Genomic DNA, 11,852 nt, shown 5'->3' with positions numbered 1-11,852 from the left:
TCTTGCGCTAATTAACCCGTATGCCCAAGCCCGGCACCACAATCATAACACCTCCCTGGTGGTGATGATGATGCTCCGGCGGCGCATAATACTCCGGCGGCGGTGGCGGCGCATAATACTCCGGCGGCGGATAATAGTCCTGGTGGTGATGATGGTGGTGGTGGTGGTGATGGTGATGGTCATCTGCCTCGGAATACTGCACCGGCTGCACCTTCGCGTTGCGGGCGCGCTCCTGCAAAAGCGCATCATGGGCCTTCAACAGCTCAACCGCATTTGGAACAGGCCGGAGCAGATCCGAATACGAGGAGATTTGCATAGGCTCGGGCGGCATCTGGCTGGCAGCCTGGGCATTTGCGCTCCCCATGGTGGCGAAGCCGGCCAGCGCGCCGATCCAACCCGCTCTTTTTCGTTCCATTTCATACCCCTTCAAAAAGCCAAAACCGTGATTCTCACATAAGCGTTAAGCGCTCTGTCTGTCCCGTTTATGGCTCGAAAAGGCCCAGAATATGGCACCGTACGAAAGCTGCATGAAACTTCCAAAATTAGCGCGGCCGTTTGAGGCTCGCTCAGCCGAACAAGCCGGAAGCGTGAATCGCCCTCAGTAAAACGGTTAGAGCCTGACCACGCTTAAAGCGATCAGGCTCTAACCCGCCTGCCCAAACTTCGAGAACGCCAGCCGGTCTTTATTTTCACGCATCAACATCGCAAAACTCGGAATCTTCTCAAAACCCAGCCCGGCCGGGCGTTCGCCCTCCTTGTCATACACAATCTGCGCATACGGCGCGGAGGCGATCTTCTCCCATTTCCCAGCCGGTTTCTTCACCTCCAGGCTCACCACCGTGGCCTTGAAAATCATCCGAACAATCGCCTCCTTCGGCGCTGCGGGCTTCACCAGGCTCAAGCTTCCCGCCAGAATCTGCCAGCCGTTCCGCAGCGCCCAGGCACTCAATTCGTCCTGTGTCATCAATCCCTCAATACCGCCGCAGCAGCGCCACCAACCGGCCTTGCACCTTCACCCGCTCGGCCGGCAAAATCTTCGTCTCATATCGCGCGTTCGCAGGCTCCAGCGCAATGGAATTCCCCCGCCGGCGCAGTCGCTTCAGCGTCACCTCGTTCTCATCCACCAGCGCCACGATAATCTGCCCGTTCTCCGCCGTGTCGCCCTTGCGGATAATCACCGTATCGCCATCCAGAATCCCGGCCTCGATCATCGAGTCGCCTTCCACCAGCAAGGCGAAATGCTCCCCCGCGCCGATCAACGCCACCGGCACCTCGATCTCTTCCGCCTCATCGCGCAACGCCTCGATCGGCAACCCCGCAGCGATTTTTCCATACAGCGGCAGCGAGACCGCCCCGGCCACACGCGCCGCCCGCGCGCCGGGCAGCCGTGGTGAAAAATCCCCCCTGATCACATTCGGCGTAAATCGCCCCGGCGCCATCTGCGGCGCCATGTCCTCCGAGAGCCGCACCACCTCCAGCGCGCGCGCCCGGTGCTTATGCCGCTTCAAAAAACCACGTTCCTCCAGCGCCGTGATCAACCGGTGAATCCCCGATTTGGAGCGCAGATCCAGCGCGTCCTTCATCTCCTCGAAACTCGGGCTGCATCCGGTCTCGCGCAGATGCCTGTCGATAAAAACCAGCAATTCATGTTGTTTGGTGGTCAGCATCCAAGCCTCCGGTGGCGCGCTCAGGGCAGGAACAAAGCGCAAACTTCCCGGATGTTCTAGTTTGGTTCTCTCCGTCCCGTCAAGCACTATGCGCGCGGCCTCAGTCCTGCGTGAAATCGCCCGATTTGCCGCCCGCTTTGCGGAGCAGGCGCACCGCCTCAATGCACATGCCCCTGGCCCCCGCCTCGTCAGTATGGGTGAGCCGGTTCAACGGGTTCCCAGCAGCTCATGCACAGCCGCGGTCACATCCGCCCGGCGCATCAGCGACTCGCCAACCAGAAAACCGCTCACGCACACCTTGCGCAGACGCAGCACGTCCTCATTCGTTTTAATCCCCGATTCAGAGATCACGAAGCGGTCCGGCGGGCACATGCAGGAGAGTTTTTCGGTGGTCTCCAGCGTGGTGACCATGGTCTTCAAGTTGCGGTTGTTAATACCCACCAGCAACGATTGCAGCCCCAGCGCGCGCTGCAATTCCGCTTCGTCATGCACCTCAACCAGCACATCCATATCCAGCGCGCGAGCCAGCTCTTCCAGGTTGCGCGCTTCCTCATCGCTCAGCGCCGCCATAATCAGCAGAATGCAATCGGCCCCCATCGCCCGGCTCTCGTAAATCTGCCAGGGGTCCAGGATGAAATCCTTGCGCAGCACCGGCAGTTCCACCGCCGCGCGCGCCGCCTTCAAATGTTCCGGGGTGCCGTCAAAATACGGCTGGTCGGTCAGCACCGAAAGGCACGCGGCCCCGCCCTCGGCATAAGCGCGCGCCAGCCCGGCCGGATCAAAATCCTCGCGGATCAACCCGCCCGAGGGCGACGCCTTCTTGATCTCGGCAATTAGCCCCGGCCGCCCGGCGGCGGCGGCGTCCATCAGCGCCCGGCCAAAGCCACGCGGCTTTTCGGCATCCTTGATCTGGCGCTTCAGCTCCTCGATGCTCGTCGCCGCCTGCCGCCGCGCAATCTCGCCGCGCTTGTCGGCGCATATCTTCGCCAGAATATCGTCTTCCATCACCACCGCACTCATTTGCAATCCTGCCTCTCCGAGGCTGCCTTCATTTTTTCCAGCACGCGCAGCGCGGCGCCGGAATCAATCGCCGCCACGGCCCTGGCCACGCCATCCTTCAAATTCTCCGCCACACCGGCCACAATCAGCGCCGCCGCGGTGTTGAACAATATGGTATCGCGATACCCGCTCTGCGCGCCATGCAGCATTGCCAGCAACGCCGCCGCGTTCTCCGCCGCAGCACCGCCCTTTATCGCCTCCAGCGGCACCGGCGCCAGCCCGGCATCCGCCGCCGTCACGCAAAATTCGCTGATCACGCCGTCCTTCAGCGCCACCACCTGGCTCTCGCCCGCCAGCGTCAGCTCATCCAGCCCGCGGCTATGCACCACCCAGGCCGACTCGGTGCCCAGGTCGCGCAGCGTCTCGGCCATCGGGCGCAGCCACACCGGGTCGAACACCCCGATCAACTGCCGCTTCACCCCCGCCGGGTTGGCCATTGGCCCGGTCAGATTAAAAATGGTGCGCGTGCCAAGCTCCACCCGCACGGATGCGGCATGGCGCAGCGCCGGATGGTGGCGCGGCGCGAACAAAAACACGCAACCAACCTCTGTCAGAATCTCCGCCAGCCGCGCCATCGGCGGCTCAATATCCACCCCCAGCGCCAGCAGCACATCCGCCCCCCCGGCGCGCGAGGAGAGCGCGCGGTTGCCGTGCTTGGCCACCTTCACACCGCAGGCCGCCAAAACAAACGTCACGGCGGTGGAAATGTTCAAACTCGCCGCGCCATCGCCGCCAGTGCCGCACACATCCATCGCACCCTCCGGCGCCGCCACCCGCGTCATACGCGCGCGCATCGCCGTCACCGCCCCGGTCAGCTCCGCCACGCTCTCGCCGCGCGCGCGCATCGCCATCAGCAACCCGCCGATCTGCGCGGGCGTCGCCAGCCCGTCCATCACCACGCCGAACGCCTCTTGCGCGTCGGCCACGCCCAAACGCTCGCCGCGGCCCAGCCGCGCCAGCACCGGCTTCAAACTGGCTGTCATGCCGCCTGCTTGGGCTCGTTGAACCGGCGCGCCAAATTCAGGAAGTTCTTCAGGATATCATGGCCATGGCTGGTCGCAATGCTCTCGGGGTGGAACTGCACGCCATACACCGGCAAGGTGGAATGGCGCAGTCCCATGATGATCCCATCATGCGTAAACGCCGTCACCACCAGCTCCGCCGGCAAATCCGAGCGTTTCACGATCAACGAATGATAGCGCGTCGCGGTGAACGGGTTGGGCAGCCCGGCGAACAGATCGGTGTTCTCATGATACACCGGGCAGGTCTTGCCATGCACCGGCTCTGGCGCGCGCACCACCTTGCCGCCAAACGCCTGGCCGATCGCTTGATGCCCCAGGCATACGCCCAGCAACGGAATCTTCCCCGCCGCCGCGCGCACCAGCTCCACGCAGATCCCCGCCTCATTGGGCGTGCACGGGCCAGGGGAAAGCACAATCGCCTCCGGCTTCAGCGCCATCGCCTCTTCCACGCTCAGCGCGTCGTTGCGTTTGACCACGCATGCCGCCCCCAGATCACCCAGGAAATGCACGAGGTTGAAGGTAAAACTGTCGTAATTATCAATCAGCAGAATCATGGCTGTTGCTCCGGGGCGCTCACATAACGCGCCGCATCCTCCGCCGCGCGGAACAAGGCGCGGGCCTTTTGCACGCTCTCGGCATATTCCGCCTCGGGGTCGGAATCGGCGACCACCCCCACCCCCGCCTGCACATACATCACGCCATCCTTCACCACCGCCGTGCGCAGGCCGATGCAGGTGTCCATCGTGCCGTTGGCCGCGAAATAGCCGATACACCCGGCATACAGCCCCCGCCGCGAGGGCTCCAGCTCCTCGATGATCTCCATCGCCCGCACCTTTGGCGCGCCGGAGAGCGTGCCCGCCGGAAACCCCGCGATCAACACATCAAGCTGGTCACATTCCGGGCGCACCCGGCCCTCAACCGTCGAGGAGAGGTGCATCACGTGCGAGAACCGCTCAACCGCGAAGCTCTCCACCACCTTCACCGAGCCGATCTCCGAAACCCGGCCCACATCGTTGCGCCCCAGATCGAGCAACATCAGATGCTCAGCGCGCTCCTTCGGGTCGGCCAGCAGCTCGGCCTCCAGCGCCAGATCATCCGCCTTGGTTATCCCCCGCCGGCGCGTGCCGGCCAGCGGGCGGATGGTCACCACGCCATCGCGCAGCCGCACCAAAATCTCCGGGCTCGACCCCACGGCGACAAAATCACCAAAATCCAGATAAAACAAAAACGGCGCCGGATTCACCCGCCGCAGGCTGCGGTACAGCGCGAACGGCGGCAGCGAGAACTTGGCCTCAAAGCGCTGGCTCGGCACCACCTGGAACACATCGCCCGCGCGGATGTAGTTCTTCGCCGTCTCCACCATGGTCAGGAACTCGTCCTTCTCCATGTTGCTGCACTGCTCCAGCGGCCCCTCAAGGCTGCCCACCAGCGCGGGCACCGACCGGTCTAGCGCCTTCGCCACATTGTTCAGCCGCAGCTCCGCCGCCGCATAGGCCGAGGCGGCCGAAATCCCGGCCCGCGGATACACTGGCGCCGCCAGCGTCATCTCATCGGTCACACCATCAAAAATAATGAACACACCCGGGCGCACCAGCACCCCGTCGGGGATTCCCAGCACATCCGGCTTGGTCTCCGGCAGCCGCTCCATCAGCCGCACCATGTCATAGCCCAGATACCCTGAGAGTCCGCCCGTCATCGGCGGCAGACCTTCGGGCACATGCAGCTTCGTCTCCTCGATCAAGTCGCGCAGGCTCTCCAGCGGCGGATCCCCCACCGGCAGAAACACCCCCGCCTCGCCGCGCGCATCGCGGTTGATGGTGGCGCGCCCCTTCTCGCAACGCCAGATCAGGTCCGGCGCCATGCCGATCACCGAATAGCGCCCGCGCGCCGTGCCGCCCTCAACACTTTCCAGCAGGAAGGAATACGGCTGCCCATGCGCCGCCTTCATGAAGGCGGCCACCGGCGTCAGCAAATCGGCAATGCCGTGCCGCCAGACCAGCGCGCCGCGCCCCTGCTCATAGGCGGCACGGAACTCTTCAAAACGGTCTGGCGAAATTGCGTTCATAGTCCTTCAATCACTGGTAAACTCACTGATAAATCTGCGCGAGCAGTTTCTGGTTAACTGTCACCTTATCGCGCGCCTGCAACCCGTTCAGCAAACTCTCGCCCGCGTCGTTTTGCAATTCCTTCACCATCTCCTGTTGCAGCCGCGCATAATCAGCGAGATCGGCCGCCGGGTCAGGCTGCACGGTCTTTATCAGCGCCGCGACGCTAAAGCCGCTGTCCGTCTGCTGCATCGTCGCCTTCCCGGGCTTCAGGGTAAAGAGCACCGGCACCATCTGGGCGGGCAGCCCGGCGGGCGGCACCGCGCGGGTGAACCCCGCGGTCATGTCCACGCTCGCCCCAATCGCCTTGGCCGCCGTCTGGATGCTCTGCCCCTGGTTCACCGCCTGCATCAGGTTCGCCGCCTGCACCTCGGCCTCGCGAGTTATCTCTTGCCGCGTCCAGGCGCTCAACACCTTCGCCTGCACCTGCGCATAGGGCTGCAAGGCCGGCGGCTTCACCGCGCTCACTGTCATCGCGAAATAACTGCCATCCGGCCCGTTGGTCAGCTGCGCCGGATCGCCCGCATGGGCCGCGAACACCGCCTTCACAATCGCCGCCTTCAGCGCCGCGCCGCCCGGAATCGGCGCCGGCGTGCCATCAGCCGCGTTGCCGCTGGCATCCATCGTGCCCTCCACCGCGGTCAGCCCCAGGCTCCCCGGCAGCTGGTCCAGCGGCGTCTGCCCGGCCAGCGCGTCCTGCAAATTATCCACATCCTGCGCCACATCGGCCTGCGCCTTCTGCATCTGCAAGCTCTGCAACACCTGCGCGCGCAACGCCGCCGCATCCGTGCCGCTGGCGCTCACATCCGTCACCTTGAACACATACATGCCATTGGTCCCGGCCACCGGCCCATTCACTTGGCCGGGCTGCGCCGCGAACACCGCTGCACCCAGCGTGGGAGACGGGATTTCCATCTGCTTGGCCTGCTTCAACTCGATGGCGCTAGCGCCGAATTTCTTCGCCATCGCCTGCATCTCCGCCCAGTCCGCATGGCGCTTCCAGGCGGCTTCCAGGCGCGAGGACGCGGCGAGATTGTCCACCGAGATCACCTGCACGCTCCGCACCGGCACGGCTGGCGGCGTGGCAGCCTCGGCGCGGGCATAGGCGGCATCCAAATCCGCCGGCGCCACAACCTCCTTGGGCGCCAGCAGCGCGGGGGAGAGAATCACGATTTTGGCGGTACGCAGCTCCGGCGCGGTAAACTGCGCGGGATTGTTCTGCCAGAAACGCCGCAACACCGCATCGCCGGGCAGCTTGGGCTGGGCCTGCGCGGCAAAGGGTATATTCACCACCGCGGCAAAGCGTTGCTCGGCGATATAGCTGAACAACTGCCGCAGCAGCTCGTCAGGCGGCGCCACCCCGCCGAGCACGGCGCCCAACAACTGCTGCCCGGCGATGTCATCCTTGATCTCGCCGATAAACCGGTCCGGCGTGGTGTTGTTCTGCTCCAGAACCTGATTGAACGTCTGTTCGTTGAACACGCCGTTGGTCTGGAAGCTGGGGATCGCGTCGATCATCGCGCGCACCGCGCTGTCGGGCACCACGACACCCAGGCGCCGCTGCTCATTCTGCAACAACTGCTGGCGCAACACGCCGGAGAGCGCGCCCAGCGCAAGCTGGCGCCGCGTGGCAAGGTCCGGCGTGCCGCCCCCGCTCTGGCTGGCCTGGTTCAGCGCCCGCTGATACGCCGCCTGCACCACGGAGACATCAATTTCCTGCCCCCCCACATGCGCCACGGCGGTATTGCTGCCGATCAGCGTGGTGACATTGGAAATGCCCCAAAACACAAAACCTATCACCAGCAGCGCGAAAAAGCCCCGCGCCACCCAGTTTTCCAGCAATTTCCGTACCCAGACGATCATCGGCCCTATTTACCCCAAACCTCCGCCTCTATAGCTAGACGGCCAGGACTGGGCAATTGCAGGGAGGACTCAACGCACGCACAGGGGCGCCGCCGGGCAGCAGCCGGATTTAGTACAGCCCCGCGAGGGTATCGGCGAACATCTCGGCCGGAGCCGGGCGCTCGGCCTTGCCACGGCGCACGGGCGGTCTGTTGCATTCTATATCCAGAGCCTGGGCGGCCAAAAGCGCCACAACCGAAACCGCCAGGATAACCAGAAACGTCAACATGATTTGGGCTCCTTCTCATACTACCACCTGAGTATGTTGCATTGCAGCATACTGAATCAAGCTTTTTTGCTGCATAGCAGCATAGGCAATTTTCGCAGCAAAACCGGAGATAAAAAATGCGGCAACTTATTGCAGGAAACTGGAAAATGCACGGCAAGCTGGCCGATGTGGCGGGTTACGCCGCGGCCATCCGGCAGGCCCCGGCTCATGTGGACCTGCTGATCTGCCCGCCCTTCACCCTGCTGGACCGCTTCGGTTCTGCACTGAAAGGCAGCCCGGTGGCGCTCGGCGCGCAGGATTGCGCACCTTGCCCGCAAGGCGCGCATACCGGCGATGTTTCCGCCGCGATGCTGCATGAAGCCGGTGCACAATACGTCATCCTTGGCCATTCCGAGCGGCGCGAGAACCACGGTGAGACCAATGCCGACGTCGCCGCCAAGGTGGCCGCCGCCACCGCCGCCGGGCTGATCCCGATCGTCTGCACCGGCGAGACCGAGGCCCAGCGCGACGCCGGAGACGCCGAGGCCCTGGTGCGCAGCCAGCTGGTCCACAGCCTGCCGCAGAATTTCAGCGGCGTCGTGGCCTATGAGCCGATCTGGGCGATCGGCACCGGGCGCACCCCGGCCGAGGACGATGTCGCCGCCATGCACGCGGCCATCCGCGCGGCACTGCTGCGCCATCTCGGCGCGGCGGGTGCGGGGGTGAAAATTCTCTACGGCGGCTCGGTCAAGCCCGGCAACGCCGCCAGCCTACTCGCCCTGCCCGAGGTCGGCGGCGCGCTGGTCGGCGGGGCGAGCCTGCGGGCCGAAGATCTGCTGACCATTGCTGCGGACGCGCCCTGCGGCTAGAAGCCCCGCAACAGTTTCCTTAAAGGTTGCCATGATTAAAGTTCTCCTCGTGCTGCACGTCTTCGTCACCATCGCGCTCATCGGCGTGGTGCTGATCCAGCGTTCCGAAGGCGGCGGGCTTGGCCTCGGCGGCGGCCAGGGCATGGGCAGCTTCATGTCCGGGCGCGGCACCGCCAATTTGCTCACCCGCACCACCGCGATTCTGGGCACGGCCTTCTTTGTGCTCTCGCTCTCGCTGGCCATGCTCTACAAGGGCGGCACGGCTGAAAACACCGCGGCAATCCTCAATGCGCCGGCGCAAAACGCCCCGGCCGTGCCAGCCCCCGCCTCGGCGCCGGTTGCCCCCGCGCTGCCACAAACCCCGGCTGACGCCCTGCCCCCGCCCGCCGCCCCTGCGGTTCCCGCGCCAGGCACCCCCCCTGCGCAATAGTTTTTTTCCCTCCGGTGCGCGGGGCTGCCATATTGCCGCGCGCGCATTTTCCCCTCTCGTTTTTTTCACCACTCATGTATGATTGGATTCCATGACGCGGTTTGTATTCATCACCGGCGGCGTGGTCTCTTCCCTCGGTAAGGGTATCGCCTCGGCGGCACTTGGCGCTTTGCTCCAGGCCCGCGGTTATTCCGTGCGCCTGCGCAAGCTGGACCCCTATCTTAATGTCGATCCCGGCACGATGAGCCCCTACCAGCACGGCGAGGTATTCGTGACCGATGACGGGGCGGAGACCGACCTGGACCTCGGCCATTACGAACGCTTCACTGGCGTGGCCGCCAACAAGCTCGACAATGCCACCACCGGAAAAATCTATTCGGATGTGATCGCCAAGGAGCGGCGCGGGGATTACCTCGGCGCCACCGTGCAGGTGATCCCGCATATCACCGACGCCATCAAGGACGTGGTGCTGCGCGAATCTGAACCGTTTGATTTCGTGCTGGTGGAAATCGGCGGCACGGTCGGCGACATTGAGAGCCTGCCCTTCCTGGAGGCCATCCGCCAGCTTGGCAACGAACTCACCCCCGAACGCGCGATGTTCGTGCATCTCACGCTGGTGCCCTACATCCCCTCCGCCGGTGAGCTGAAGACCAAACCGACCCAGCATTCGGTGAAGGAGCTGCTCAACGTCGGCATCCAGCCGCAAATGCTCATCTGCCGTTGCGACCGCGAAATCCCCGAGAATGAGCGGCGCAAGATCGCCAGCTTCTGCAACGTGCGGGCCGAAGCGGTGATCCCGGCGCTGGATGTGAACACGATCTACGCCGTGCCGATCTCATATCATGAGGCGGGGATGGACCGCGAAGTGCTGCGCCATTTTGGGCTGCCCTTCGAGAGCGAACCGAACTTGACCCGCTGGCGGCGCATCGTGGAGACCGTGCGCGCCCCCGAGGGCGAGGTCCGCATCGCCGTGGTCGGCAAATACACCAATTTGCTGGACAGTTATAAATCCCTGGCCGAAGCCCTGGCCCATGGCGGCATCGCCAACAAGGTGAAGGTCGTGCTGGACTGGGTGGATTCGGAGGTGTTCGAACAGCCCGATACCGTGCAGCAGCTTGATGGCGTGCACGGCATCCTGGTTCCCGGCGGCTTTGGCGAGCGCGGCACGCAGGGCAAAATTGAAGCCGTGCGGTTCGCGCGCGAGCGCAAGGTGCCGTTCCTGGGCATTTGTTTCGGTATGCAGATGGCCGTGATCGAAGCGGCGCGCAACCTCGCCGGCATGCCCGGCGCCTCCTCCACCGAGTTTGGCCCCTGCGAAATCCCCATCGTCGGCCTGCTCACCGAATGGGCCCGCGGCAACGATATCGAACGCCGCCGCGCGGGTGGCGACCTTGGCGGCACCATGCGCCTCGGCGCCTTCCCCGCCGCCCTTGCCGCAGGCTCGCTGGTCCGCGAGGTTTACAATGGCGCGGCGCAGATTTCGGAGCGCCACCGGCATCGCTTTGAGGTCAACATCCATTTCCGCGCGCAACTGGAAGCCGCCGGGCTGCAATTCTCCGGCCTCTCGCCGGATGGCGTGCTCCCCGAAATCGTCGAATACCCGAACCACCCCTGGTTCATCGGCGTGCAGTATCACCCGGAGCTGAAATCCAAGCCGTTTGACCCGCATCCGCTGTTCAAAGGCTTTATCGCCGCCGCCGTGGCGCAGTCGAGGCTCGTATGAAACATGTGACCGCCGGCAATCTGACAATCGGCAACGATCTGCCGTTCACGCTGATCGCGGGTCCGTGCCAAATCGAATCGCGCGCGCACACCATGGAAGTTGCCAGCGTGCTGGCCACAATTTCACGCGAGCTTGGCATCGGCGTGATCTATAAATCCAGTTTTGATAAAGCCAACCGCACCTCGGCGGCCGCCGCGCGCGGCATCGGCATGGCGGAGGGTCTGAAAATCCTCCGCGAAGTACGCGACGTTTTTGGCCTGCCGGTGCTGACCGATGTGCATGACGCGGCGCAATGCGGCCCGGTGGGTGAAGTGGTGGATGTGTTGCAAATTCCCGCGTTTTTATGCCGCCAGACGGATCTGCTGCTGGCCGCCGGGGCCACGGGCAAGGCGATCAACGTGAAAAAAGGCCAGTTCCTGGCACCGTGGGACATGAAGAACGTCGCCGCGAAAATCGCCAGCACGGGCAATGAGAAAATCCTGCTCTGCGAGCGCGGCGCCAGCTTTGGCTATAATACGCTGGTGAGCGACATGCGCTCACTCCCGATCATGGCCGAGACCGGCTACCCGGTGGTGTTCGATGCCACGCATTCCGTGCAGCAGCCGGGCGGCATGGGCACCTCCTCGGGCGGTGAGCGGCGCTTTGCGCCGGTGCTGGCGCGCGCGGCGCTGGCGGTGGGCTGCGCCGCGGTGTTCATTGAATGCCATCAGGACCCAGACAACGCCCCCTCCGACGGACCCAACATGATCCCGCTAGACCAGATGCCCACGCTGGTGAAACGCTTGCAGGGGTTTGACGCGCTCGCCAAGGCATAAACCACGCTCCACATAACCACGCTCCACGTGGAGCCTCCGCGCAAAAAGCCGC

At 64.2% G+C, this 11,852-nt stretch carries 13 protein-coding genes; 4 read left to right on the top strand and 9 right to left on the bottom strand.

Translation table 11 applies throughout. The features are described 5' to 3' along the window. Window positions 1-7 precede the first annotated feature (7 nt). The 9 genes from PHE40_RS08440 to PHE40_RS08400 all read right to left on the bottom strand — a co-directional run bounded on the left by PHE40_RS08440 (window position 8) and on the right by PHE40_RS08400 (window position 7,984). Window positions 8-415, bottom strand: a complete 408-nt coding sequence (locus tag PHE40_RS08440; RefSeq protein ID WP_299960734.1) for a hypothetical protein — start codon at window positions 413-415, stop codon at window positions 8-10. Window positions 416-643: 228 nt separating this feature from the next. Next, window positions 644-964: a hypothetical protein gene (locus PHE40_RS08435; protein ID WP_299960732.1), complete on the bottom strand. Its 321-nt coding sequence runs from the start codon at window positions 962-964 to the stop codon at window positions 644-646. A gap of 7 nt (window positions 965-971) precedes the next feature. After that, complete coding sequence (gene lexA, locus PHE40_RS08430; RefSeq protein ID WP_299960730.1) at window positions 972-1,667, bottom strand: transcriptional repressor LexA; 696 nt, start codon at window positions 1,665-1,667, stop codon at window positions 972-974. Window positions 1,668-1,874: 207 nt separating this feature from the next. Further along, the gene (gene trpC, locus PHE40_RS08425) at window positions 1,875-2,687 is read right to left on the bottom strand and encodes an indole-3-glycerol phosphate synthase TrpC (RefSeq protein WP_299960728.1); all 813 of its coding nucleotides are present in this window, start codon (window positions 2,685-2,687) and stop codon (window positions 1,875-1,877) included. After that, window positions 2,684-3,709, bottom strand: a complete 1,026-nt coding sequence (gene trpD, locus PHE40_RS08420; RefSeq protein ID WP_299960726.1) for an anthranilate phosphoribosyltransferase — start codon at window positions 3,707-3,709, stop codon at window positions 2,684-2,686. Before trpD ends, trpC begins: the two co-directional genes overlap by 4 nt. Further along, entirely contained in the window at window positions 3,706-4,302 is a 597-nt protein-coding gene (locus PHE40_RS08415; protein ID WP_299960724.1) for an aminodeoxychorismate/anthranilate synthase component II, read from the bottom strand. The genes trpD and PHE40_RS08415 overlap by 4 nt, the downstream gene beginning before the upstream one ends. Beyond that, window positions 4,299-5,813 carry an anthranilate synthase component I gene (gene trpE, locus PHE40_RS08410; protein ID WP_299960722.1) on the bottom strand — a complete coding sequence of 505 codons (1,515 nt, stop codon included), beginning with the start codon at window positions 5,811-5,813 and terminating at the stop codon, window positions 4,299-4,301. Before trpE ends, PHE40_RS08415 begins: the two co-directional genes overlap by 4 nt. A 22-nt stretch (window positions 5,814-5,835) precedes the next feature. Continuing rightward, window positions 5,836-7,716: a peptidylprolyl isomerase gene (locus tag PHE40_RS08405; RefSeq protein ID WP_299960720.1), complete on the bottom strand. Its 1,881-nt coding sequence runs from the start codon at window positions 7,714-7,716 to the stop codon at window positions 5,836-5,838. A gap of 109 nt (window positions 7,717-7,825) precedes the next feature. Beyond that, window positions 7,826-7,984, bottom strand: coding sequence for a hypothetical protein (locus PHE40_RS08400; RefSeq protein ID WP_299960719.1), 159 nt, complete (start codon window positions 7,982-7,984; stop codon window positions 7,826-7,828). Between the two features lie 116 nt (window positions 7,985-8,100). Between PHE40_RS08400 and tpiA the strand changes: the two genes are divergently transcribed. The 4 genes from tpiA (at window position 8,101) to kdsA (ending at window position 11,800) form a co-directional block, all read left to right on the top strand. Beyond that, window positions 8,101-8,832 (top strand): triose-phosphate isomerase, encoded by a 732-nt coding sequence (tpiA, locus tag PHE40_RS08395; RefSeq protein WP_299960717.1) that lies wholly within the window; start codon window positions 8,101-8,103, stop codon window positions 8,830-8,832. 31 nt (window positions 8,833-8,863) lie between these two features. Continuing rightward, window positions 8,864-9,262 carry a preprotein translocase subunit SecG gene (gene secG, locus PHE40_RS08390; protein ID WP_299960715.1) on the top strand — a complete coding sequence of 133 codons (399 nt, stop codon included), beginning with the start codon at window positions 8,864-8,866 and terminating at the stop codon, window positions 9,260-9,262. A gap of 91 nt (window positions 9,263-9,353) precedes the next feature. After that, window positions 9,354-10,985 carry a CTP synthase gene (locus PHE40_RS08385; RefSeq protein ID WP_299960713.1) on the top strand — a complete coding sequence of 544 codons (1,632 nt, stop codon included), beginning with the start codon at window positions 9,354-9,356 and terminating at the stop codon, window positions 10,983-10,985. Next, window positions 10,982-11,800 carry a 3-deoxy-8-phosphooctulonate synthase gene (kdsA, locus tag PHE40_RS08380; RefSeq protein ID WP_299960711.1) on the top strand — a complete coding sequence of 273 codons (819 nt, stop codon included), beginning with the start codon at window positions 10,982-10,984 and terminating at the stop codon, window positions 11,798-11,800. Before PHE40_RS08385 ends, kdsA begins: the two co-directional genes overlap by 4 nt. Window positions 11,801-11,852: the final 52 nt, after the last annotated feature.

Source organism: Acidocella sp., from assembly GCF_028687955.1.
Lineage (GTDB): Bacteria > Pseudomonadota > Alphaproteobacteria > Acetobacterales > Acetobacteraceae > Acidocella.
Note: the sequence above shows the minus strand (reverse complement) of the source record. Positions and strands in the feature narration are given on the sequence as shown.